Consider the following 22,911-nt stretch of genomic DNA (forward strand, 5'->3'; position numbering starts at 1 on the left):
AGGTATGGGGAGGGGCCATTACCGGCGATCCCTGGGAGGTCGAATGGCGGGCAGGCCACTGATCGGCGTCAGCACGTACCTGGAGACCGGGGCGCGCTGGGGCGTGTGGGAGCTGGAGGCAGCGTTGCTGCCGGCCGGGTACCCGCGGCTCGTGCAGCGGGCCGGCGGGCTGACCGCGATGCTCCCGCCCGACGGGCCCGAGCACGCCGCGGAGACCGTCGCCCGCCTGGACGGGCTGGTGATCGCGGGCGGCCCGGACGTGGAGCCGGTCCGCTACGGCGCCGAGCCCGGACCGCGCACCGGCCCGCCGGCCCGGGCCAGGGACACCTGGGAACTGGCGCTCATCGAGGCGGCCCTGGCCGCGGGCCTCCCGCTGCTCGGCGTCTGCCGGGGCATGCAGTTGCTGAACGTCGCCCTGGGCGGCACCCTCGTCCAGCACATCGAGGGCCACGCCGAGGTGGTCGGCGTGTTCGGCGGCCACCCGGTCAAGCCGGTGCCGGGGACGCTGTACGCCGGTGTCGTGCCGGAGGAAACGTTCGTGCCGACGTACCACCACCAGGCGGTGGACCGGCTCGGCACGGGTCTGGTGGCCTCGGCCCACGCGGCGGACGGGACCGTGGAGGCCCTGGAACTGCCGTCCGGCCCCGGCTGGGTCCTCGGCGTGCAGTGGCACCCGGAGATGGGCGAGGACGTGCGGGTGATGCGGGCGTTGGTGGACGCGGCGAGGTCGGGCCGGGGCCGGGCGGCGGTCCCGGCCCACGGGTGAGCGACCCGGCACCGGCTCCACGGCCCCGGCCCGACGGGACGGCCCCCGGGCCAGGCCCGACGCCGACGACCGCCCACCGCCCGCACGAGCCGCCCCGCACACGCCCACCTCTCGGGCGGGGAGGCCCACGACGGGCCACCGTCACCAACCCCGCGCCACCGAGCACGGCGCGAAACGCACCGGCCCCGGCGGGGCCTCCGGAGGCATCAGGCCCCCGGCCGGCGACAGCAACCGCCGGATTCGGCCGACCCGGGACGAGCCAGGCCGGGTCGAGCCGAGCCAGGCGGGGCGGACCGGACCGAGCCAGGCCGGGCACAGCGCGGACGCACCCGCCCCGACGGGCCTCCGGAGACGCCGGCGACGGCAACCGTCGGGCCCAGCCGAGCCAGGCCAGGACCGAACCGGATCGAGCCGAGCCGGACCGGACCAGGCCGGCCTGGTAAGAAGTGACGTGGCTCGCGGGCGGAGCCCGGTGTGTGCGACTGCGAGGCGCGGGCGACGGTGGCCTTCCCCGCTGCCGCGGCGGGCGGCGGCATGGAACCCCCCAGCGCGGGCGAACCGAGCGCGAGGGCGCCGGCGGGGCGCGGTCAGGCCCGCGTCAGCGACAGCAGCCTGCGGGCCGGGCCGGTCGGGCGGTGGCCCGTCGGCCACACCGCCCGCAGGTCGCGGGCGAGGGCGACGTCGGCCACCGGCACGCTCACCAGGCGCCGGGTCGCCAGTTCCTCGCCGACGGCGAGTTCGCTGAGGACGGAAGGACCGGCGCCGCTCACCGCCGCCGCCTTCACCGCGGTGGTCGACGACAGTTCGATCAGGGGGCGGGCCAGACCGCCCAGCGCCGCGTCGAGGACCTGCCGGGTGCCGGAGCCCTTCTCCCGCAGGATCAGCGGGGTGGCCGCCAGTTCGGCCGCCGCGACCGGGCGCCGGCGACGGGCCCAGGGATGGCCGGGCGCGGCCACGACGATCAGCCGGTCATGGGCGATGACGGCCGAGTCGAGGCCCGACGGCACGCTCACCCCCTCCACGAACCCCAGGTCGGCCTCGCCCGACAGCAGGCGCTCCGCCACCGCCGCCGAGTTCCCGGCGAGCAGCGACACCGCGGTGTCCGGCAACTGCCCCCGCAGCGCGACCAGCCAGCCCGGCAGCAGGTACTCGGCGATCGTCATGCTCGCCGCCACCCGCAGCCGCGAGTCCCGCCGGTCCCGCAGCGCCTGCGCGCCCGCGTCGAACGCCTCGGCGGCCTCCACGATCCGGCGGGCCCAGTCCGTGACCAGCGCGCCGGCGTCGGTGAGCCGGGAGCCTCGCGGCGAGCGGTCCACCAGGGCGACCCCCAGCTGGCGTTCCATGGAGCGGACGCGGCTGCTGGCGGCCGGCTGCGTGATGCCGAGCTCGCGTGCCGCCCCGCCGAGGCTGCCCAGGCGGGCGACCGCCAGCAGCAGCTCCAGGGCCCCCAGATCCGGTACCCGGTGCGCCAGCGACCCCACCACCTGCCGCCCCGGCGCGCCCTGTACGCCCTGTACGCCGTGTACGCCCTGCGCACTGTCCGCACTGCTGCTCATAACTTCAGCTTATGCCCTCATAGGGACATGGTCCCTGGTCAGGGGCCCCGCCCGCGGAGACCGTGGACGCATGGTCACCGCAGCCCAGCCCCTCTCCCCTGCCGCCGCCCCACCCCGGCGCGTCCCTGCCGTCCGTCATCTCGGGCCCAACTGGTACGCCTGCGTCATGGGAACCGCCATCGTCGGTACCGCGGGCGCCGCGCTGCCCTGGCGCGTGCCCGGGCTGCGCGCCGTCTGCGCCACGGTCTGGGCGCTGTCCCTCGTCCTGCTCGCCGTCCTGCTGGTGGCCCGGTCCCTGCACTGGCGGCACCACCGCGACCAGGCCCGCGCCCATCTGCTCGACCCGGCGGCGGCCCCGTTCTACGGCTGCCTGGCGATGGCGCTGCTGGCCGTCGGCGGTGGCGCGGTGACCGTGGGCCGGGACTGGACAGGGACCCGGGCCGCGGTCGCCCTGGACACCGTGCTCTTCACCGCCGGCACCGCCGTCGGCCTCGCGGCGGCCGTCGCCGTGCCGTATCTGATGACCGCACGGCACCGGATCGAGCCGGGGCAGGCCAGTCCGGTGTGGCTGCTGCCGCTGGTGGCGCCGATGGTCTCCGCGGCCGTCGGGCCGCTGCTGGTCCCGCACCTTCCGCCGGGGCAGGCCCGCGAGACGCTGCTGCTGGCCTGTGTCGCGATGTTCGGGGTGAGTCTGCTCGCGACCCTGGTGACACTGCCGTTGATCTTCGGCCGGCTGCTCACCGGCGGTCCCCTGCCGTCGGCGCTCACCCCGTCGCTGTTCCTGGTGCTGGGCCCGCTCGGGCAGTCGACGACCGCCGTGGGGAAGTTCGCGGACGTGGCCCCAGGGGTCGTACCGGCCCCGTACGCCGAGGGCTTCGGGGTGCTCGCCGTGCTGTACGGCGTGCCCGTGACGGGCTTCGCGCTGGTGTGGCTGTGCCTCGCCGTCGCGCACGTCGTGCGGGCCCGGCGGGAGGGCATGGGCTTCTCGATGACGTGGTGGTCGTTCACCTTCCCGGTGGGCACCTGTGTCACCGGCGCCGAGGCGCTGGCCCGGCACACCGGGCTCGCCGTCTACGACGGGCTCACGGTCCTGCTGTACGCGGTTCTCGTCGCCGCCTGGGCCGTCGCCGCCGTGCACACCGCGCGCGGCCTGGTCAGCGGCGCGCTGCTCGCAGAGCCGCGCCCAGCACCCGGGGCGCCTCGCCCAGCGACGGCCCGTACCACGTGAGGTACCGCCCGTCGACGAGGGCGCAGGGCAGGCCGGGGAAGGCCTCAGGGCCGTCGTCGGCGGTGAAGCGGTACGGCTCGTCCGGCAGGACCACGACGTCCGGGCGCACCGCCCGCAACTCCTCGACCGGGACCTTCGGGTAACGCCCGGCGTCACCGGCGTACAGGTGGTCGACGCCGAGGCGGCCCAGTACGTCACCCGCGAAGGTGTCCCGCCCCAGCACCGTCCAGGGTCTGCGCCAGACCGGCACGACGGCCGTACGGCGCCGCTCCGGGGACGGCAGGGCCGACCAGGCCGCCTCCGCCGCGTCCAGCCACCGGGGCCGGGACGGCGCGCCGCAGGCCGTCAGCACCCGGTCCAGCTCGGTGAAGGCCTGCGGCACGGTGCGCACCTCGGTCACCAGCACCTCGACGCCCGCCGCGCGCAAGGCCTCCAGGTCGGGGGCGCGGTTCTCCTCCTCGTTGGCCACCACCAGGTCGGGTGCGAGGGAGACGATCCGCTCGATCGCGGGGTTCTTCGTGCCCCCGACGCGTACGACGTCGAGGCCGGCCGGGTGCGTGCACCAGTCGGTGGCGCCGACCAGGGCGCCGGGGACCGTACGGGCCACGGCCTCGGTCAGCGACGGGACCAGCGAGACGACTCTCACGGCGCTCTCACTGGCGCGGCCGGTCCCGGACCGCCTCGATGTGCTCGGCGACGGCCACCACCACGAGCCGGGTGTCGGGCACCGTGGCCCGCCAGCGGTGCCGCACCCCGCCGGTGAGATACAGCGTGTCGCCGCGCCCCAGCCGGTAGGCGCGGCCCTCGGCCTCGATCTCCACGGCCCCCTCGGTGACGAACATCAACTGGTCGTTGCGGTACTGCAGTTCACGGCCCGCGTCGTGGTCGCCGGTGAACTCCGTGGCGTGCATCTGATGGTGTCCGCGCACCAGGGAGCGCACCTTGGGGGCCAGCTCCGGGTCGGGCTCCTCGGCGCGGACCACGTCCACGCTGCACGCGGGGTCGGCGGCGGCGAGCAGCTCCACGGCGGTGGTGCGCAGGGCGTCGGCGACCTTCTCCAGGGAACTCTGGCTGGGCCGCGCCCGGTCGTTCTCGATCTGGCTCAGGAAGGGCACCGAGAGCCCGCTGCGCTCGGACACGACGGCGAGGGTGAGCTCGAGGGCCCGGCGCCGCCGCCGTACGGCCGCGCCCACCCGGAGGTGCTGATCTTTGTGGTCGCCCATCGCTCCGGCTCCCTCCTTCACCCGTCGCCGTACCGTCGCGGTGCCCGTCTTCGGGCGCCGTCCTCCTGTTGGGTTCTCTGCACCCTACGCATGTTCGGCAAACCGTTTCATGCGGCCGTCACATCGACGTCACGGTGCGGTGGCCGCGACCTCACATTTCTCGCCACCGGACGGCCGACCCGTCGGCCGCGCCGAACGCCCTACCGGTTCAAGGCACGGACCGTCTTCCATGTTCCCACCGGTCCCTCGTGCCCCGGTCAAGGAGGCTCAGGTGAGGGCTTGGCACTCCGTGGTTGTCCGGATCCTGACCGTGTCCCCGTCCCGGACGACCCGAGGGGTGGGCCGACCGCACCGTCAGGGGCGCGGCCGGCCCACCCCTCGGGGACCGTCCTACGAGGTACTGCTCGTACTACTGCGGGGTCATCCGGTCGACCATGTCCGGGTGCTCCTTCAGCCAGGCCGCCACGGCTTCTTCCTCGTGGCCCTGACCGCGGTCCTTGATCTCGGCCTCCAGGCTGCCGAGTTCGTCCTCGCTCATATGGAAGCCCTTGATCCACTCGGTGAGCTGCGGGTACTGCTCGGGGAACTTCCTGCTGGAGATGGTGCGGATCGTGTTGCCCTCGCCGAAGGCCTTCTTGGGGTCCTTCAGCTTGGTCAGCTCGTACTCGCTGTACGCCCAGTGCGGCGACCACAGGACGACCGCGACCGGCTCCTCCTTGGCGAGGGCGCGCTTGAGCTCGGCCAGCATCGCCGGCGTGGAGCCGTCGACGACCTCGTACTCGTCCTCCAGGCCGTAGCCCGGCATGACCTTGCTCTTCAGCAGCTGCATCTCACCGGTGCCGGGCTCGATGCCGATGATCTTCCCGTCGAAGAGGTCGGCCTTGCCCTTGAGGTCCGCGAGGGACTTGACGTCCTTCACGTACGAGGGAACGGCGATCTCCAGCGAGGTCGGTTCGTACCAGGTGCCCAGGTCGGTGAGGTTGTTCTTGTTCTTCTCCCAGTAGTTGCTCTGGGCGTGGGGCAGCCAGGCGTCGAAGTTGAGGTCGAGGTCACCGGAGGCCAGGCCGGTGTAGACCGGCCCCACCTCCATCTGCTTCAGGTTCAGCTTGTAGCCGCGCCGCTCCAGGACGTTCTTCCACAGGTAGGTGACGGCGATGTCCTCGTCCCAGGGGAACCAGGCCACGTCCACGGGCCGCTTGGCCTCGGCGGGGGTGGCGCCACCGCCGCCCTCGACCGGGGCCAGCTCGTCGACGACGCCCGGGTTGGCCTTCAGCCAGGCACGGACGGCGTCCTGCTGCTTGCCCTTGCCGACCTTGTTGATCTCGGCCTCGAGGCCGGTGAGCTGCTTCTCGGTGAGCTTGAAGTCCTTGAGCCACTTGGCGACGGTGGGGTCGTCGCCGGCGAAGCCCTTGCGGGACAGCGTGTGCACGCCGTCGCCCTCGCCCCAGGCACCCTTGGGGTCCTTCAGCTTCTTCAGGTCGTAGTCGTTGTACGCCCAGTGCGGGGACCACAGCGTGACGACGATCGGCTCCTGCTTGCTCATGGCCCGCTTCAGCTCGGCCAGCATCGCCGGGGTGGAGCTGTCGACGACCTTGTACTCCTTGTCCAGGCCGTACTCCCCGAGGACCTTGCTCTTCAGCAGGGCCATCTCGCCGGCGCTGGACTCGATGCCGGTGATCTTCCCGCCGAACTCGGCGGCCTTCCCCTTGAGGTCCGCCAGCGAGTTGACGTCCTTCATGTACGTGGGGACGGTCAGCTCCAGCGACGTCCTGTCGTACCAGGAGCCGAGGTCGTCGAGCCGGTCGCCGTACTTCTTCCAGTACTGCTCGTGGGTGGTCGGCAGCCAGGAGTTGGTGACGATGTCGATGTCGCCCTGCGCCAGGGAGGTGTACAGCGGCCCGGCGTCGAACTGCTTGGCGTCCACCTCGTAGCCGCGCTGTTCGAGCAGCTCCTTCCACAGGAAGGTGGAGGCGACGCCCTCGTCCCACGGGACGTAGCCGAGGGTGACCTTCTTGCCCTGGCCGACGTTCTTCCCGTCGGCGACGCTCTCGGAGTCGCCGGAGCCGCCGAACATGCCCATGCCGCCGGCCACCAGGGCCAGGATCACGACGCCGATCACGGCGATCTGCGGACGGGGACGGTAGGACCAGATCTTCAGGCCGCCCGCGGCCCGGGCCCGGGCGGCGGCGCGCCGGCCGAGCGGCGAGACCTGGGTGCCCAGGGCTCCGGTCATGCGGTCCAGGTAGATCGCCAGGATCACGATGGCGACACCGGCCTCGGAGCCGAGGCCCACGTTGAGCTGGCCGATGGCCTCGTTGACGTCGCCGCCGAGGCCGCCGGTGCCGACCATGCCGGCGATCGCGGCCATGGACAGGCCGAGCATGATGACCTGGTTGACGCCCGCCATCACCGTGGGCAGCGCCAGCGGGAGCTGGACGCGCAGCAGCGTGTTGCGGGGGGTGGTGCCGAAGGCCTCGGCGGCCTCGACCAGCTCCTTGTCGACCTGGCGGATGCCCAGCTCGGTCATGCGCACGCCCGGGGCGAGCGCGAAGATCAGGGTGGCGACGATGCCGGCGGAGGCGCCGGTGCCGAAGAACAGGATCGCCGGGATGAGGTAGATCATCGCGGGCAGCGTCTGCATGAAGTCCAGCACCGGCCGGACGATGCCGCTGACCCGGTCGGAGCGGGCCGCCCAGATGCCCACCGGTACGGCGACGACCAGCGCGATGATGGTCGCGACGAGCACCAGCGCCAGGGTGATCATCGCGTTCTCCCACAGTTCCATGGAGACGATGAACGCGAATCCCAGGAAGGTGAGAACACCGGCGACCGTGCCGCGCAGCCAGAAGGCGATGATCGCGAAGATGCCGACGAGGAGCAGCGGTTCGGGCGCCTGGAGGACGGCGTTGATGCCGTCGTAGGTGCCGGTGAAGACGGTCTTGAGGAAGTCGAAGAGCCAGGCGACGTGTTCGAGCAGCCAGTCGACGGCGTCGTTGACCCAGTCGCCGAGCGGAATCCTAGGCACGGGCCATCACCTTCTCGGGGCCCTTGTCGCGCGGGGAGTCGCAGGTGCCGACCTCGGACTGCTCGTCGCCGAGGAAGCCGACGAGGCGGCGGGCCGGAACCACTCCGACGAGCTCGCGGTCGCCGTCGAGGACCGCCACGGCGTGCGGCACGCGCGCGCTGATCGCGCACAGTTCGGTGAACGGCGTCTCGGGCGTCGCCGTCTCGCACGCGCAGTCGGCCTCGTCGCCGCGCAGTTCGGTGTCCATGACGGCACCGGCGGTGAGTACGCGGGAGCGGTCGACGTCCTGGGTGAAGGAGGCGACGTAGTCGTTGGCGGGGCGGATCAGGATGTCCTGCGCGGTGCCTATCTGCACGATCCGGCCGTCGCGCATCACGGCGATGCGGTCGCCGAGGCGCATGGCCTCGTTGAGGTCGTGGGTGATGAAGACGATGGTCTTCTTCAGGGTCTTCTGCAGCTCGAGCAGCTGGTCCTGCATGTCGCGGCGGATCAGCGGGTCGAGAGCGCTGAAGGACTCGTCCATGAGCAGCAGGTCGGCGTCCGTGGCGAGCGCGCGGGCGAGGCCGACCCGCTGCTGCATACCGCCGGACAGCTCGTCGGGCCAGGACTTCTCCCAGCCGGCCAGGCCGCACAGGGCGAGCGCCTCGTCGGCGCGGCGTTCGCGCTCGGCGCGGGGCACGCCCTGCACTTCAAGACCGTAGGCGGCGTTGTCACGGACGCTGCGGTGCGGGAAGAGCGCGAAGTGCTGGAACACCATGCTGATCTTCTTGGAGCGGACCTCGCGCAGTCCGCGGTCGCCGAGTTCCGTCAGGTCCTGACCACCGAAGCGGACGTGCCCGGCGGTCGGCTCCAGCAGACCGTTGAGCATGCGCAGCAGCGTGGACTTGCCGGACCCGGACAGCCCCATGACCACGAAGATCTCGCCGGGCTCCACGGTGAAGGACGCGTCGATGACGGCGGCCGTGGTGCCGTCGGCGCGCAGTTCGTCCCGGTCGGTTCCCTCGCGCAGTCGTCCGACTGCCTGGTCCGGTTTTCTGCCGAAGACCTTGTACAGGTTTTCGGCCTCTAGCCTGGCTGACACGCTTACCTCTTGGATCGGGGGCAGGGGCAGGGGCCGTGAAGACTCGCTGTCACGACGTGTCGACACGACTGGTTGAGAGGACTCGTCGATACGACTCGTTGATGCGAAGACTCGCTAACAGTTGAATGCATCAACCAGCTTCGGCCCGGATGCGCGCCTGCCCTGATCATCCCGACCCAAACATTTGAGTGATCCAGTTCACATGCCCTCCACCGCTCGCGCACATCACCTGCGGCATGATTGCGAGGCGTGACCGGACGACTGATGCTTCTCGACACCGCCTCCCTCTACTTCCGCGCCTACTTCGGCGTACCGGACTCCGTGAAGGCGCCGGACGGCACGCCGGTAAACGCCGTGCGCGGACTCCTCGACTTCATCGACCGCCTGGTGAAGGACCACCGGCCCGAGCACCTGGTCGCCTGCATGGACGCCGACTGGCGCCCGCACTGGCGGGTGGAACTGATCCCCTCGTACAAGGCGCACCGCGTCGCCGAGGAGCACCCGGCGGGCCCGGACACCGAGGAGGTGCCCGACACGCTCTCGCCGCAGGTGCCGGTCATCGAGGCCGTCCTGGACGCGCTCGGCATCGCCCGCGTCGGCGTGGCCGAGTACGAGGCCGACGACGTCATCGGCACGTACACGGCGCGGGCGAAGGGCCCGGTCGACATCGTCACCGGCGACCGGGACCTGTACCAGCTCGTCGACGACGCCCGTGGCGTGCGCGTGCTCTACCCGGTCAAGGGCGTCGGCACGCTCCACCTCACCGACGAGGCCGCACTGCGCGAGAAGTACGGCGTGGACGGCCGCGGCTACGCCGACCTGGCGCTGCTGCGGGGCGACCCGAGCGACGGCCTGCCGGGGGTGCCGGGCATCGGCGAGAAGACGGCCGCCAAGCTGCTCGCGGAGTTCGGGGACCTGGCCGGGATCCAGGCCGCGGTCGACGATCCCGACGCGAAGCTCACCCCCTCGCAGCGCAAGCGGCTGACCGAGGCCCGGCCGTACCTCGCGGTCGCCCCGAAGGTCGTCAGGGTCGCCGACGACGTCCCGCTGCCGGACGTCGACACCGCGCTGCCGCACACGCCGCGCGACCCCGCGGCGCTGGACGGACTGGCGGCCCGCTGGGGACTGGGCGGTTCGCTGGAGCGGCTGCTGACGACCCTCACCGCCTGAGCCGGGCCGTCCGGGCGGGCATCCGCCCGCGCGGGCGGATGCCCGCGCGGCGGCGCATGGGAGACCCGAGGAGGGGGAGCCGTACCTGCGCGGGGCTTCGTCGAGGCTTCGTCGGGCCTTCGTCCATGAGGTGACAAGCGAGACAGGGATGTTAGCTTAGGTATACCTAACTCAGGGACCCTCACGCAGGGAGCAGGGAGGCCGTCATGGCAGACCGTCCGGGGCGCAAGCCGCGCACACCGCACACCGCGCGGGTCGTCCGCACCGAGCGGCTGACCCCGCACATGCAGCGCGTGGTGCTCGGCGGCGAGGAACTCTCCGCATTCTCGGCGGACACCTGCACCGACCACTATGTGAAGCTGCTGTTCCCCGCCGAGGGCGCGACCTATCCGGAACCCTTCGACATGGAGCGGATCCGCGAGGAGTTCCCGCGCGAACAGTGGCCGGTGACCCGGACGTACACGGTGCGTCAGTGGGACGCCGAGCACCGTGAGCTCACCCTGGACTTCGTGATCCATGGTGACGAGGGGCTGGCCGGCCCCTGGGCGAAGCGCGTCCAGCCGGGCGAGACCGTCCGTTTCCTGGGCCCCGGCGGCGCCTACGCCCCCGATCCCGCCGCCGACTGGCACCTGCTCGCCGGTGACGAGAGCGCGCTGCCCGCGATCGCCCGTGCCCTGGAGGCGCTGCCCGACGGCGCCCGCGCGTTCGCCTTCATCGAGGTCGACGGGGGCCAGGAGGAGCAGAAGATCGACTCCGACGTGGAGGTCGTCTGGCTGCACCGCGGCGACCGGCCGGTCGGCCAGGCACTGGTCGAGGCCGTGCGCGCCCTGGACTTCCCCGAGGGCCGGGTGCACGCGTTCGTGCACGGGGAGGCGGGCTGCGTGAAGGAACTGCGCAAGCTCCTGCGGGTGGAGCGCGGGATCCCCCGCGAGGACCTGTCCATCTCCGGTTACTGGCGCCTCGGCCACAACGAGGACGGCTGGCAGGCGTCGAAGCGGGAATGGAACGCACGCGTCGAGGCGGAGCAGGAGGGCACGCCGACCGCGTAACGCGCGCCGCCCGCCCGGACACCGCGGGCCGAACGGGCGGCGCCGACTGCACGGCGGCAACGCCCCGGCCCGCGGCGGCAATGCCTGGCCGACCGGCACCCCTCCACGCGCCGACCACAGCGCCGCAGCCGTCACCACCACGCGCCGCCCGCACCCCCGTGCCCCGCTCCCCGCATGCGAGCGGCGACCCTGTCGGCAGTGCCCACCCACACCCGCAAGGCGGGCCTCCGCCTCAGTCGCCGCGTACGCGCGCGTGGAGGTGCATGTCGTGCCAGCCGTCGGCGTGCAGCAGCGCGCTGCGCTTCGTGCCCTCCAGGGCGAAGCCCGTCTTCTGCGCGACCCGGCAGGAGGCGTGGTTGGCGACGGAGTGGCTGAGTTCCAGGCGCTGGAAGCCGATCTCGTCGAGGGCCCAGTGGGCGAGCACGGCCGTGGCGCGGGCGGCGACGCCCTGGCCGCGAGCCGCCGCCGTGGTCCAGTACGCGACCTCGGCCACCGCGTCGCCGAGCATGATCCCCCGCAGCGCGACCCGGCCGAGGAGCCGGTCGTCGGCCGCGTCGGCGACGGCCCACTGGACGCTCCGCTCCTGTTCCCAGGCCTGCTGCCATTCGGTGATCCAGCCGCGCACCTCCGCCTCGGAGTCGGCGGCGCGGATGTGCCACTGGTGCATCAGCGGGTCCTGGAAGGCCGCGTGGACGGCGGGTGCGTCCTCGGCCCGCCACGGACGCAGGAACAGCCCGTCGCCGGTGGGGATCGTGGGCTGCGGGGTGCGGGCGAGGGTGCCCGCGGGAAGTACCGGGCGCGTCAGGAAGGGCATGCCCCGCATCGTGCCAACGGCGCGGGCCGGCGGCCCACTGGTTTTCCGGCGTCGTCCACGCGCCTCGTGCGCTGGCTACGCTGTCGGGTGATGAGACGCCGTACCCCTCCCCCGCCCTCGCCCCTGCCGCAGCGCGACGGCATCGACGCCGTGCGGGTGCGGCTGCCCGCGGCCGGACCGTGGTCCACGGTGCGTGAACACCTGGTGGAGCGGCTGTCCGGCGCGGGGGCCGGTGTGGTCGACGGCATGTTCGACGCGGGGCTGGTCGTCGGGGCGGACGGGCGGGCCGTGCCCGGGGACGCGCCGTACGAGCCCGGGATGTTCGTGTGGTTCCACCGCGAGCTGCCCGCCGAAGTTCCGGTGCCCTTCCCGCTGGAGATCGTGTACCGCGACGAGCACATCGTCGTCGCCGACAAACCGCACTTCCTGGCCACCACCCCGCGCGGCGGCCACGTCACCGAGACCGCGCTCGCCCGGCTCCGCCGCGAGCTGGGCATTCCGGCGCTCGGCGCCGCGCACCGCCTGGACCGGCTCACCGCCGGACTGGTCCTGTTCACGGTGCGCCCCGAGGAGCGCGGCGCGTACCAGACGCTGTTCGGCGACCGGCGGGTGCACAAGGAGTACGAGGCCGTCGCCCCGTACGATCCCGCGCTCGCCCTGCCCCGGACCATGAGCAGCCGGATCCTGAAGGAACGCGGGGTACTGGCCGCCCGGGAGGTCGAGGGCGAGCCCAACGCGGTGAGCCGCGTCGAGCTGATCGCCCACCGCCCGGGCCCGGCGGCGGAACCGGGCCTGGCTCGGTACCGGCTGGTGCCGCGCACCGGCCAGACCCACCAGTTGCGCGTCCACATGAACGCGCTCGGCGTGCCGATCCTCGGCGACCCCCTGTACCCCGAGGTGGCCGCCGCCGTGCCGGCCGGTGACTTCCGGCGTCCGCTGCAACTGCTGGCGCGGGAGCTGGGGTTCACCGATCCGGTCACGGGGCGCGAACACCGGTTCCGCAGCGGACGGTCCCTCGACGCCTGGGCGGCGTACGAGGACTGGGCCGGCCCTCAGTAGCCGCGCCACCAGAGCAGGAAGCGCTGCCACGCGCCACGGGGACGCGGACTCTCCGGTCCCGCGACCGGCTGCGGCCGGGCGGCCGCCACCGACACGGGCTCCGGCGGGAGCGACGGGGCGGGCGGAGCCGACGGCTCGGGCTGCGGGATGCCGACGTGCCAGTCGGCACGCTGCTGCGGGACCGGGGCGTGGCTGGGCTGCTGCGTCACCTCCTGCTGTGCCTTGGGTTCGAACCGCACCGGCAGCTCCACCAGGTGCCGCGAGGCGATCGACGAACGCCACCGCAGTTCGTCCTCGTCGCAGTCGAGCCGGACGTCCGGCAGCCGCATCAGCAGCGCGTCGATGCCCGCGTCGGCGATGGCGCGCCCGATGTCCTGGCCGGGGCACTCGTGCGGGCCGCCGCCGAAGGCGAGGTGGGAGCGGTTGCCCTGCATGCCGGCGGACAGGTCGGGACGGATGCGCGGGTCGACGTTGCCCGGCGCGATGCCGAGCAGCAGTCCGTCGCCGGCGCGGATGCGCTGACCGCCCAGTTCCGTGTCCTGCTTGGCGAAGTAGGCGAGGACCGTGCTGAACGGCGGCTCGTCCCACAGGGACTGCTCGACCGCCTCGGGCACCGTCATCTGGCCGCCGCTGAGCTGGGCGCGGAAGCCCGGGTCGGTGAGCACCACGCGCAGCACGTTGCCGATGAGGTTGACGGTCGCCTCGTAGGCGGCCAGGAGGACCACCCGAAGGTGCTCCCTGACCTCGTCGTCGGTGAGTCCGGCGGGGTGGGTGACGAGATGGCCGGCGATGTCGTTCTCGGGCCGGGCCCGGCGGGCAGCGGTGAGCCGGCCCAGGGCGTCCATGACGTAGGCGTGGCTGGTGATCGCCGTCTCGGTGCCCTTGAGCGTGTCGCGGGCGGCCTCCACCATCCGGTCGTTGAACTCGTCGGGCATGCCGAGGAGATGGCACATCACGCCCATCGGCAGGTGCTCGGCGAACTGGCTGATCAGGTCGGCGCGGCCCTCCTCGCAGAACCGGTTGACGAGGCGCTGGGTGTACCGCTTGATGTGCCGGCGCAGCTCCCGGAAGTCGATGGTGGACATGGCGCCGGTGACCGCGCCGCGCAGTCGCTTGTGCTCGTCGCCCTCGGCGTGGGAGCAGATGGGCTGCCAGGCGATGTGCGGCATGAGCGGATGGTCGGGCTTGACCATGCCCTCGTTGAGCGGCGTCCAGATGCGGCTGTCACGGCAGAACTGGGCGGGGGTGCTCACCATGTGCAGGTTCTCGGCATGCCCGAGGACCACCCACATCGGTACGTCGTCGTGGAGCAGCGCCGGTGCCACCGGTCCGTGCTCCTCGCGCAGCCGCTGGTACAGCTCGTCCAGGTCGTCCGCCTCGTGCAGCCGGCGCAGTCCGCCCGGCCCGAGGCCGTGCGCGGGGCAGCCGGGCGGTGGTTCGAGCAGGGGGTCGCCCGTTCCGGTCAGGGAGTGGCGTTCAGGCGTCACAGTGTCGCTCCGCAACAGAAGTGTGGGTCAGGGGGGTCGGTCGGCCGCGCCCGGTCAGGTGAGCGCGCCCTTCATCGCGAGGGAGTGCAGGAAGCGCATCAGCGTCATCAGGACGTCCCGGCTGGAGGCCCGGCGCCGCACGTCGCAGTCGAGGATGGGGATCTCCTCGGGCAGGTCGAGCGCCGTCCGGAGCTCCGCGACGGGATAACGGGGGGCGTCGGGGAAGGAGTTGACGGCGACCACGAACGGCACGCCGCGCTCCTCCAGTCGCCCCATGACGTCGAAGCTGACCTCCAGACGACGGGTGTCGACGAGTACGACCGCGCCGAGCGCGCCCTCGAACAGGCCGTTCCACAGGAACCAGAAGCGCTCCTGGCCCGGCGTGCCGAAGAGGTACAGCACCAGTTGGTCGGTGATGCTGATGCGGCCGAAGTCCATGGCCACCGTGGTGGCCGTCTTGGACGCGGAGCCGTAGTTGTCGTCGACCCCGATGCCGGCCTGGGTCATCGTCTCTTCGGTGGTCAGCGGTCTGATCTCGCTGACCGAGCCGACCATGGTGGTCTTGCCGACCCCGAAACCGCCCACGATGACGATCTTCACGGCGGCCTCGGCCGTGTGCGGCAGCCGGTCCTCGGTCCGTGGGCCCGGGATCGTGTCAGAGTCTTTGAAGTCCATGCATCACCGCTTCGAGGAGGGTTCGGTCGGCGACCTTCTGGCGGACGATCGGGGCGCGGGCCTGCACCAGTTCCGTCGCCAGGAGGTCGGTGAGCAGCACGGTCACCACGCTGAACGGCAGGCTCAGGTAGGCCGACAGCTCGGCCACGGACAGGGGTGCGACGCACAGCCGCAGCAGGGCCGCCTGTTCCGGCGTGGCGGACACCGGCGGGTCGGCGCGGGCCACGATCAGCGTGACCAGGTCGAGGTCGGCGCGCTCGCCGCCCCCGTCCCCGCCGATGACGAACAGCCGCTCGGGGTTGCGGACCTCGCCGGCCTTGGCGGACGGAACGGCGGGGTCGGACGTGGCGGACGGCTCCTGACCGGGAGTTCGCCTCTGGCGTTGCGGAGGAGTCATACGGTCTGCCCGTTGCGCCGCGCGGGACTGGTCAGATGGGGGCCGATGCGGGCGACCAGGTCGGCCATGCTCAGTGCCATCCGGCCCGGCTCGCACCGCACGTCGGAGAGCACGGCGAGGTAGGCGTTGGGGCCGGCGGCCATCAGGTAGAAGTAGCCGCCGTTCATCTCGATGAGGACCATCTTCATGTCGCCGTCGCTGGTCGGGATCTCCTGGGAGACGGCTCCCGCCAGGCTCTGCAGGCCCGCGCAGGCGGCGGCGACCCGGTCGGCGGCGTCGGGGTCGCCGGAGTAGCGGGCGATGCGCAGGCCGTCGGCGGAGAGCACCACGATCATCTCGATTCCCGGGACGCCGTCGTAGAGGTCCCGGAGCATCCAGTCGAACTTGCCTTGCTGCTCGATCACTTGAGGTTCCCCTCGTCGTCTGCCGGGGCGTGGGCCGGCTCACTGCTGGACTGCTGGTGGGCTTGGGTGATGCCCGGGTACTGCTTGAGGCCCTCCCAGAAGGCCCCGATCCAGTGCCCCGGCGGGAGCTCCTCTGCCTTCTCGCCCTCGGGCTCCGGTTCCGGGGCTGCCGGGAAGCCGTTCCGGGCGCGCTCGGCCGCCTCCCGGGCCTCGCGCTCGGCCTCCTCGCGTTCCCAGGCCGCCTGTTCGGCGAGCCGCTGGCTGAGCGGCATCTTGACCCGGCTGCGGCGCTGCGGGAGGCCGCCCGCCGTCCACTCGGTGACCTCGGGGACCTCGTCCTCCAGGGAGACCGTGGCCGGGATGCGGGGGCTGGTGGGACGGCGTTTCTTGGGCCGGCGCTGGGGCCCGGGAAGGGCGTCCGGGCCCGGGGTGGGGATCGAGGTCGCGCCGATGCCGTGGGCGAGTCCGACGCCGGGCTCGGTGGTCATCATCTTGCTCGGCACGATCAGGATGGCCCGGACCCCGCCGTACGCGGAGGCCCGCAGCGACACGTCCATGCCGTACTGCGTGCACAGCCGGCCGACGACGGACAGGCCGAGACGCGGGTGCTGGCTGAGGTCCTGGACGTCGGTGCCGCGCTTGGCGTCCTCCAGCAGGCCCTCGATGCGGGCGCGGGACTCCTCGCTGAGGCTGACGCCGGCGTCCTCGATCTCGATGCACACGCCGCTCTGCACCTCGGTCGCGGTGACGTGCACCTTGGACCCGGGCGGCGAGTAGCGGGTGGCGTTGTCGAGGAGCTCCGCGGCGGCGTGGATGACCGGCTCGACCGCGGTGCCCTTGATGTTGACCTTGGCGATGGAGGCCAGGTTGATCCGGCGGTACTCCAGGATCCGGGACATGGCACCGCGCAGCACGCTGTACAGGGCGACCGGATCCGGCCACTGGCGTCCGGGCCGGCCGCCGCCGATGACGGAGATGGAGTCGGCGAGGCGGCCGATCAGCGCGGTGCCGTGGTCGATGCGCAGGAGGTCGTCGAAGACCTCGGGGTTGCGGCCGTGGTCCTCCTCCATCTCGCGGAGTTCCTTGTTCTGCTGGTGGACGATCGCCTGGACGCGACGGGCGATGTCCACGAAGGAACGCTCGGCCGACTCACGCATCGCGTCCTCGTGGTCGACGATCTCGCACACCATGCGGATCAACCTGCGCTGCGGCTCGCCGAGATCGGTGTACGACGGGTCGATGTCCCCCAGGTGACGCATCGTCTCCGCGGGGGTGTTGCCCCGGCGCATGTACTGCAGCACGGCGGGCAGGACCTCTTCACCGAGGTAGGTCATCTCCTCGTGATGGCCCGCGACCCGGCGTTCCAGATACGCACTGTGACGGGCGTGCTCGATGCGCAGGGCCCGCAGGGTACGGCCGCGACGAACCGCTTCGGCCGCCGTGGCGATCACCAGGAGCGTGGCGACGGCGCCGCACCAGCCGACGGCGAGCCGGGCCGGTTCCGCCACCAGGGCGACGGCGGCCCCGGTGGCCGCGGCCATCACTATGGCCGGCAGCAACAGCGTTCGCGCGTAAGGAAGTTCACGGCGACCTGGAGGGGAATCAACACTCACCATGTAGGCCCTCTGAAAACGAATCGGCTGGGATGGGGGAGCTTGCGGCGGGGTATGTCAGTGAGTTGTCGGGATCTTCGGCACATTGGGAACAAGTGCGCGATTTCACCTCAACTCGGTGCGCTGCGGGCGAGCCTAGTCCGGGGGGATCATCGCCATGTCATATTCAGCAAGCACCTGAGACGGGCACGGGGACTGGAGTAGTCTCGGGCCCATTTGCACGCCGAGGAGTCATTCGAACACCGTGTGTAAGCGTGTGCGGGCATGCGAACGCCACTCACCGTGATCAGTGAAAGAGGCGCCAGGGCACCCACGCCACAGCACCCCGGACGCACCAGGGCCCGGCGGGGCGCTCCCGCCCCGGACTCCCGGACGGACTGCGCCCTGCCGGGCCTGTGACTGGCGGGTCTAGCCCACGGACGAGTAGGCGACCACCCCGCGCAGCAGACCGTCGACCGCCTTGCGCGCGTTCTTGGGGACCGTCGAGCCGTCGGTGGGCGCGGCTGCCGAGATCTGGCCGAGGACGTCGATGACCTGCTTGCACCAGCGCACGAAGTCGCCGGCCGGCATCTCCGCCTCGCGCAGCACCTCGTCGAGGCCCTTGCCGGACGCCCACATGTACGCGGCCCAGGCGAAACCGAGGTCGGGCTCACGCTGGCCGACGCCCTCGGTCTGGCTGATCCGGAAGTCCTCCTCCAGGGCGTCGAGGCGGCCCCAGATGCGGACCGTCTCGCCGAGCGCGGCCTTGGCCTTGCCCGAGGGGAGCTTCGGCGCCATCGCGTCGTCGGCGACCCGCGACTCGTAGACCAGCGCCGAGACGCAGGCGGCGAGCTCGGCCGGGGAGAGGCCCTCCCACACGCCCTCGCGCAGGCACTCGCTGGCGAGCAGGTCCAGCTCGCCGTAGAGCCGGGCGAGGCGCTTGCCGTGCTCGGTGACCTCGTCGCCGCGCAGGTAGTCCATCTCCGTCAGCAGCGCGACGATGCGGTCGAAGGTGCGGGCGATGGTGTTCGTCCGGCCCTCGATCCGGCGCTCCAGCTGCGAGGTGTCGCGCAGCAGCCGGTGGTAGCGCTCGGCCCAGCGTGCGTGGTCCTCGCGGTCGTCGCAGCCGTGGCAGGGGTGGGCGCGGATGGCCTTGCGCAGCCGCGCGATCTCCCGGTCGTCGGCGGCCTGGGACCGCTTCTTGCGGGCCCGCTCCGGCGGGATGTGGCCGGCCTTGGTGCGCAGCGCGGAGGCGAGGTCCCGGCGGGACTGGGGCGAGCGCGGGTTGAAGGACTTCGGGATCCGCATCCGCTCCAGCGCCTCGACCGGCACCGGGAAGTCCATCGACGCCAGCCGCTTGACCTGCCGCTCGGCGGTCAGCACCAGCGGGCGCGGACCGTCGTGGTGCTCGAAGCCGCGGTGGCCGTTGGACCGCCCGGCGGGCAGGCCCGGGTCCAGCACCAGGGCGAGGCCCGCGTACTTCCCGGTGGGGACGTGGATGACGTCGCCCGGCTTCAGCTTCTCCAGCGCCACGGCGGCCTCGGCCCGCCGCTGGTTGGCCCCCTGCCGGGCCAGCTCGGTCTCCCGGTCCTTCAGCTCACGGCGCAGCCGCGCGTACTCGTCGAAGTCGCCGAGGTGGCAGGTCATGGAGGCCTTGTAGCCCTCCAGCCCCTCCTCGTTGCGCTGCACCTGCCGGGAGATACCGACGACCGACTTGTCCGCCTGGAACTGCGCGAACGAGGTCTCCAGCAGTTCCCGCGAACGGTGCCGGCCGAACTGCTCGACCAGGTTGACCGCCATGTTGTACGACGGCTTGAAACTGGAGCGCAGCGGGTACGTGCGCGTGCCGGCCAGCCCCGCGAGGTGCTCGGGGTTCATACCGCGCTGCCACAGCACGACGGCGTGTCCCTCGACGTCGATGCCGCGCCGGCCGGCCCGGCCGGTGAGCTGGGTGTACTCGCCGGGGGTGATGTCGGCGTGCTGCTCGCCGTTCCACTTGACCAGCTTCTCCAGCACCACGGAGCGGGCGGGCATGTTGATGCCGAGGGCGAGGGTCTCGGTGGCGAAGACGGCCTTGACCAGTCCGCGCACGAACAGCTCCTCGACGACCTCCTTGAACGTCGGCAGCATGCCCGCGTGGTGGGCGGCGATGCCCCGCTCCAGGCCTTCCAGCCACTCGTAGTACCCCAGGACGTGCAGGTCCTCGGTCGGGATGGAGGCCGTGCGCTCCTCGACGAGGGCGCGGACCCTGTCCCGCGCGTCCTCGTCGTTGAGCCGGAGACCGGCGTACAGGCACTGCTGGACGGCGGCCTCGCAGGCGGCGCGGCTGAAGATGAAGGTGATCGCGGGCAGCAGCCCCTCGGCGTCGAGCCGCTCGATGACCTCCGGCCTGCTCGGCGTCCAGATGCGGGAGCGCTGTCTGCGCTCACGCTCCCGGTCGGCCTCCTTCATGGCACGGCCGCGCCTGCGGTCCTGGTAGGACGGGCGGCTCGCCTCCATGCGGGCCATGCGCGTGAGGTCGGGGTTGACGGCCTTCTTGTGGCCCTCACCCTCCTCGAACAGGTCGTACATCCGACGCCCGGCCAGCACGTGCTGGAACAGCGGCACGGGCCGGTGCTCGGAGACGATCACCTGGGTGTCGCCGCGGACGGTGTCGAGCCAGTCGCCGAACTCCTCCGCGTTCGACACGGTCGCCGAGAGCGAGACCAGGGTCACCGACTCCTGGAGGTGAATGATCACCTCCTCCCACACGGCGCCGCGGAAGCGGTCGGAGAGGTAGTGCACCTCGTCCATGACCACGTATCCGAGGCCGCGGAGGGTCTGCGAGCCGGCGTACAGCATGTTCCGCAGGACCTCGGTGGTCATCACGACCACGGGGGCGTCGGAGTTCACGCTGTTGTCGCCGGTGAGCAGGCCCACCCTGTCCGCGCCGTAGCGCCGGCACAGGTCGGCGTACTTCTGGTTCGACAGCGCCTTGATGGGCGTCGTGTAGAAGCACTTCTTGCCCTGCCGCAGGGCAAGGTGGACGGCGAACTCGCCGACGATCGTCTTGCCGGAGCCGGTGGGCGCCGCCACCAGCACGCCCTTGCCGGCCTCGAGCGCCTGGCAGGCCTCGATCTGGAAGGGGTCGAGGCCGAAGTCGTACATCTCGCGGAAGGACGCGAGTGCGGTGGCCTGCTCGGCAGCGCGCTGACGGGCTGCCGCGTACCGCTCGGCCGGTGAGAGATCCTCTGTCATCGTACTTTCGAGCGTACCGGGCCCCACTGACAACAGGACGATCATTATCGGGATCGTTCCGGTGGGGGACCCCGCGGCACGTTCCGTGAGGGCGGTGACGCGCGCCGTCACCGCCCCGACCGGGTCATCAGGTCACGTCGTCGTAGCCGTTGACCCGGTCCTTCGTGGCCTGCTCGGGCAGCGCGCGGGCGGTGGTCACCGCCTCGACCTCGCCGATGTCCTCGGGGGTGAGGTCCAGCTCGGACGCCTCGTCGTCGTCGGGCTCCAGGGCCTCGCGGCGGGACTTGCGGAGGTCGTTCAGCAGGGAGACGCCGACCGCGGCGAAGTACAGGACCCAGATCGGACCGGCCAGCCACAACATGGTCAGCGGGTCCGTGCTCGGCGTGGCGATGGCCGCGAACAGCGTGATGCCCATGATCATGGCGCGCCACCAGCTGAGCATCCGCTTGCCGGTCAGCACCCCGGTGAAGTTGAGCATCACCAGCAGCAGCGGCAGCTCGAAGGAGAGACCGAAGACCACGACCATGCGCGTGACGAGGTCCAGCAGGTCGTCCAGCGGAAGCAGGTTGTCGACCTCGTACGGCGTGAACTCGATCAGCACCTTCGCGGTGGTGGGCAGCACCACGTAGGCGAAGTAGGCGCCGAAGAGGAAGAGCGGGGCACCGGTGGCGACGAACGCGTAGGCGTACTTCTTCTCGTTCCGGTGCAGTCCGGGGGCGACGAACGCCCACAGCTGGTAGAGCCAGACCGGCGAGGCGAACACGACACCGGCCATCAGGGACACCTTCAGCGCCAGCGTGAAGGGACCGAGCAGACCGTTGATGGTGATCTGCGCGCACGGGTCCGTGTTGGCCGACGACTTCGCCAGCTCTTCGAACGACTTCGCACAGCCGACCGAGTCCAGGACCGGGTCGGTGAAGAAGTTGATGATGTCGTTGTAGAAGAAGGCTGCGACGACCGTGACCACGACGATGGCCAGCAGCGCCTTGGCGAGCCGGTTGCGGAGCTCACGAAGGTGCTCCGCGAGGGGCATCCGCCCCTCGGGATCCTTCTCCTTGTTGCGGGCAGGCTTCAGCAACCCACGTTCCCATCTCGTGCGGCGGGCCGGAGGTCACCGGCCCTGCGTCAGCGCTTGGTCGTGTCCGTCGGCTCGGTGACCGGTCGGGAGCTGGTCACGTCGCCGGGGGCGGCCTGGATGGTGCGCTGGTTCGCCGCCTGCTCGGGGGTGGGCGGGTCTGCGGGAGCGGAGTCGTCGGACTTGCTCTCGCTCTTCATCGCCTTCGCCTCGCTCTTGAGGATCCGGGCGGACTTGCCGAGCGACCGCGCCATGTCCGGAAGCTTCTTCGCGCCGAACAACAGGATGATGACGACGAGGATGAGAATGATCTCGGGGGCGCCGAGCCTTCCGAACATAAGTCTTTACCTTCTCACCGAGGCGGCTGGGTGGGTGCTGTCCGACCGGTCGGACGTACATCCGATCGATCGTCTTGTGCAGCGATCGTAACGCTCAGGAGTAAACGTGAGGCAATCCCTGTGCGTACTCCCGTCCGCGGCCGGGCCTCGTTTTCCTGGCCGCGACCAGCAGCGTACCTTCAGGGGCCCTTGGGGTGACAGGGCGAAGTGCCCCGAAACGCGACTCACGGCGTCCACCCATGTCACGCACGAACGTCAGCCGTGACTTTCACAACGCGTCCACGGCGCGGGCGGCGCTCTCGGTGGCGCGCTCCAGGTCCTCCGCGGCCCGGTTGATCCTGCGGGCCGAATCCGTCACCTGCCGGCCAAGGCGCTGGGCCTCCACGAACACCCTCACGGCGAGCACCGCGAGAACGACGAGACCCAGAAAACCCACGGCAACCGCGAACATCGGCCAGAACATGACGCCGAGCCTAGACGGTGGAGTGCAGCCGCAGGGTCCTGACCCCGCCGCCCGTGAGCAGCTCCACGACCCGCTCCCCCGCCGGCTTGCGCACCGCGGACCCGCACTCGGGGCACGTGAACGAGTAGAACGTGGTGCGGCTCGTGGCACCGATGGCCAGGCGCAGGGCGCTCGCTGCGAGTTCGAAGCGGCTCCGGCAGTCCGGGCAGCCCGCCTTGAAGACGACCGGGGAGACACGTCTCATACCGGCGAACGCGGACGACGCCGTCATG

21 protein-coding genes are annotated in these 22,911 nt (G+C 71.7%); 5 read left to right on the forward strand and 16 right to left on the reverse strand.

All coding sequences use genetic code 11. The features are described from left to right. Nucleotides 1–43 precede the first annotated feature (43 nt). Entirely contained in the window at nt 44–766 is a 723-nt protein-coding gene (locus RM812_RS13610) for a gamma-glutamyl-gamma-aminobutyrate hydrolase family protein (protein WP_311572763.1), read from the forward strand. 587 nt (nt 767–1,353) lie between these two features. Here RM812_RS13610 and RM812_RS13615 read toward each other — a convergent pair. Continuing rightward, entirely contained in the window at nt 1,354–2,322 is a 969-nt protein-coding gene (locus RM812_RS13615; RefSeq protein ID WP_311572764.1) for a LysR family transcriptional regulator, read from the reverse strand. Nucleotides 2,323–2,392: 70 nt separating this feature from the next. On the opposite strand from RM812_RS13615, the gene RM812_RS13620 reads away from it, so the two are divergent. After that, on the forward strand, nt 2,393–3,550 hold the full coding sequence (locus RM812_RS13620; RefSeq protein ID WP_311572765.1) for a TDT family transporter: 1,158 nt from the start codon (nt 2,393–2,395) through the stop codon (nt 3,548–3,550). Here the strand turns inward: RM812_RS13620 and RM812_RS13625 are convergent. The 4 genes from RM812_RS13625 to RM812_RS13640 form a co-directional block, all read right to left on the reverse strand. Then, nucleotides 3,477–4,196, reverse strand: a complete 720-nt coding sequence (locus RM812_RS13625; RefSeq protein WP_311572766.1) for a helical backbone metal receptor — start codon at nt 4,194–4,196, stop codon at nt 3,477–3,479. The two genes, RM812_RS13620 and RM812_RS13625, sit on opposite strands and share 74 nt — an antisense overlap. Before the next feature lie 7 nt (nt 4,197–4,203). Further along, nucleotides 4,204–4,773 carry a helix-turn-helix domain-containing protein gene (locus RM812_RS13630; RefSeq protein WP_311572767.1) on the reverse strand — a complete coding sequence of 190 codons (570 nt, stop codon included), beginning with the start codon at nt 4,771–4,773 and terminating at the stop codon, nt 4,204–4,206. Between the two features lie 409 nt (nt 4,774–5,182). Continuing rightward, entirely contained in the window at nt 5,183–7,798 is a 2,616-nt protein-coding gene (locus tag RM812_RS13635) for an ABC transporter permease/substrate binding protein (RefSeq protein WP_311572768.1), read from the reverse strand. After that, complete coding sequence (locus RM812_RS13640; protein ID WP_311572769.1) at nt 7,791–8,879, reverse strand: quaternary amine ABC transporter ATP-binding protein; 1,089 nt, start codon at nt 8,877–8,879, stop codon at nt 7,791–7,793. The genes RM812_RS13635 and RM812_RS13640 overlap by 8 nt, the downstream gene beginning before the upstream one ends. Before the next feature lie 264 nt (nt 8,880–9,143). Here RM812_RS13640 and RM812_RS13645 point away from each other — a divergent pair, with 264 nt between their 5' ends. Together RM812_RS13645 and RM812_RS13650 are read left to right on the forward strand one after the other, a co-directional pair. Beyond that, the gene (locus RM812_RS13645) at nt 9,144–10,049 is read left to right on the forward strand and encodes a 5'-3' exonuclease (RefSeq protein WP_311572928.1); all 906 of its coding nucleotides are present in this window, start codon (nt 9,144–9,146) and stop codon (nt 10,047–10,049) included. 206 nt (nt 10,050–10,255) lie between these two features. Further along, nucleotides 10,256–11,098, forward strand: coding sequence for a siderophore-interacting protein (locus tag RM812_RS13650; RefSeq protein WP_311572770.1), 843 nt, complete (start codon nt 10,256–10,258; stop codon nt 11,096–11,098). Between the two features lie 232 nt (nt 11,099–11,330). Here RM812_RS13650 and RM812_RS13655 read toward each other — a convergent pair whose 3' ends face one another. Then, complete coding sequence (locus RM812_RS13655) at nt 11,331–11,912, reverse strand: GNAT family N-acetyltransferase (protein WP_311572771.1); 582 nt, start codon at nt 11,910–11,912, stop codon at nt 11,331–11,333. 90 nt (nt 11,913–12,002) lie between these two features. On the opposite strand from RM812_RS13655, the gene RM812_RS13660 reads away from it, so the two are divergent. After that, complete coding sequence (locus RM812_RS13660; RefSeq protein WP_311572772.1) at nt 12,003–12,971, forward strand: RluA family pseudouridine synthase; 969 nt, start codon at nt 12,003–12,005, stop codon at nt 12,969–12,971. Here the strand turns inward: RM812_RS13660 and RM812_RS13665 are convergent. The 10 genes from RM812_RS13665 to RM812_RS13710 form a co-directional block, all read right to left on the reverse strand. Continuing rightward, nucleotides 12,965–14,458: a cytochrome P450 gene (locus RM812_RS13665; protein WP_311572773.1), complete on the reverse strand. Its 1,494-nt coding sequence runs from the start codon at nt 14,456–14,458 to the stop codon at nt 12,965–12,967. The genes RM812_RS13660 and RM812_RS13665 overlap by 7 nt on opposite strands. 54 nt (nt 14,459–14,512) lie before the next feature. Further along, nucleotides 14,513–15,133, reverse strand: coding sequence for a GTP-binding protein (locus tag RM812_RS13670; protein WP_311572774.1), 621 nt, complete (start codon nt 15,131–15,133; stop codon nt 14,513–14,515). Beyond that, on the reverse strand, nt 15,114–15,530 hold the full coding sequence (locus tag RM812_RS13675) for a DUF742 domain-containing protein (protein WP_311572775.1): 417 nt from the start codon (nt 15,528–15,530) through the stop codon (nt 15,114–15,116). The genes RM812_RS13670 and RM812_RS13675 overlap by 20 nt, the downstream gene beginning before the upstream one ends. Then, entirely contained in the window at nt 15,527–15,904 is a 378-nt protein-coding gene (locus RM812_RS13680) for a roadblock/LC7 domain-containing protein (protein WP_394816453.1), read from the reverse strand. The genes RM812_RS13675 and RM812_RS13680 overlap by 4 nt, the downstream gene beginning before the upstream one ends. Before the next feature lie 26 nt (nt 15,905–15,930). Beyond that, nucleotides 15,931–17,550 carry a sensor histidine kinase gene (locus RM812_RS13685; protein WP_311572777.1) on the reverse strand — a complete coding sequence of 540 codons (1,620 nt, stop codon included), beginning with the start codon at nt 17,548–17,550 and terminating at the stop codon, nt 15,931–15,933. A 405-nt stretch (nt 17,551–17,955) separates the two neighbouring features. Then, nucleotides 17,956–20,808: a DEAD/DEAH box helicase gene (locus RM812_RS13690; protein WP_311572778.1), complete on the reverse strand. Its 2,853-nt coding sequence runs from the start codon at nt 20,806–20,808 to the stop codon at nt 17,956–17,958. A gap of 82 nt (nt 20,809–20,890) precedes the next feature. Further along, nucleotides 20,891–21,841 (reverse strand): twin-arginine translocase subunit TatC, encoded by a 951-nt coding sequence (gene tatC / locus RM812_RS13695; protein ID WP_311572779.1) that lies wholly within the window; start codon nt 21,839–21,841, stop codon nt 20,891–20,893. A gap of 47 nt (nt 21,842–21,888) precedes the next feature. Continuing rightward, entirely contained in the window at nt 21,889–22,176 is a 288-nt protein-coding gene (gene tatA / locus RM812_RS13700) for a Sec-independent protein translocase subunit TatA (protein WP_311572780.1), read from the reverse strand. Nucleotides 22,177–22,444: 268 nt separating this feature from the next. Then, nucleotides 22,445–22,639 (reverse strand): hypothetical protein, encoded by a 195-nt coding sequence (locus RM812_RS13705; protein ID WP_217141430.1) that lies wholly within the window; start codon nt 22,637–22,639, stop codon nt 22,445–22,447. A gap of 10 nt (nt 22,640–22,649) precedes the next feature. Then, nucleotides 22,650–22,910, reverse strand: a complete 261-nt coding sequence (locus tag RM812_RS13710) for a hypothetical protein (RefSeq protein WP_394816454.1) — start codon at nt 22,908–22,910, stop codon at nt 22,650–22,652. Between the last annotated feature and the right edge of the window lies 1 nt (nt 22,911).

Origin of the sequence: Streptomyces lancefieldiae, from assembly GCF_031845825.1 — a bacterium.
Lineage (GTDB): Bacteria > Actinomycetota > Actinomycetes > Streptomycetales > Streptomycetaceae > Streptomyces > Streptomyces lancefieldiae.

Bases quoted from the DNA above. Each gene is read 5' to 3' on its own strand.
- RM812_RS13610 (WP_311572763.1), top strand. From the start codon at position 44: ATGGCGGGCAGGCCACTGATCGGCGTCAGCACGTACCTGGAGACCGGG.
- RM812_RS13615 (WP_311572764.1), bottom strand. From the start codon at position 2,322: ATGAGCAGCAGTGCGGACAGTGCGCAGGGCGTACACGGCGTACAGGGC.
- RM812_RS13620 (WP_311572765.1), top strand. From the start codon at position 2,393: ATGGTCACCGCAGCCCAGCCCCTCTCCCCTGCCGCCGCCCCACCCCGG.
- RM812_RS13630 (WP_311572767.1), bottom strand. From the start codon at position 4,773: ATGGGCGACCACAAAGATCAGCACCTCCGGGTGGGCGCGGCCGTACGG.
- RM812_RS13645 (WP_311572928.1), top strand. From the start codon at position 9,144: ATGCTTCTCGACACCGCCTCCCTCTACTTCCGCGCCTACTTCGGCGTA.
- RM812_RS13650 (WP_311572770.1), top strand. From the start codon at position 10,256: ATGGCAGACCGTCCGGGGCGCAAGCCGCGCACACCGCACACCGCGCGG.
- RM812_RS13655 (WP_311572771.1), bottom strand. From the start codon at position 11,912: ATGCCCTTCCTGACGCGCCCGGTACTTCCCGCGGGCACCCTCGCCCGC.
- RM812_RS13660 (WP_311572772.1), top strand. From the start codon at position 12,003: ATGAGACGCCGTACCCCTCCCCCGCCCTCGCCCCTGCCGCAGCGCGAC.
- RM812_RS13670 (WP_311572774.1), bottom strand. From the start codon at position 15,133: ATGGACTTCAAAGACTCTGACACGATCCCGGGCCCACGGACCGAGGAC.
- RM812_RS13675 (WP_311572775.1), bottom strand. From the start codon at position 15,530: ATGACTCCTCCGCAACGCCAGAGGCGAACTCCCGGTCAGGAGCCGTCC.
- RM812_RS13680 (WP_394816453.1), bottom strand. From the start codon at position 15,904: ATGCTCCGGGACCTCTACGACGGCGTCCCGGGAATCGAGATGATCGTG.
- RM812_RS13685 (WP_311572777.1), bottom strand. From the start codon at position 17,550: ATGGTGAGTGTTGATTCCCCTCCAGGTCGCCGTGAACTTCCTTACGCG.
- RM812_RS13690 (WP_311572778.1), bottom strand. From the start codon at position 20,808: ATGATCGTCCTGTTGTCAGTGGGGCCCGGTACGCTCGAAAGTACGATG.
- tatA (WP_311572780.1), bottom strand. From the start codon at position 22,176: ATGTTCGGAAGGCTCGGCGCCCCCGAGATCATTCTCATCCTCGTCGTC.
- RM812_RS13705 (WP_217141430.1), bottom strand. From the start codon at position 22,639: ATGTTCTGGCCGATGTTCGCGGTTGCCGTGGGTTTTCTGGGTCTCGTC.
- RM812_RS13710 (WP_394816454.1), bottom strand. From the start codon at position 22,910: ATGACGGCGTCGTCCGCGTTCGCCGGTATGAGACGTGTCTCCCCGGTC.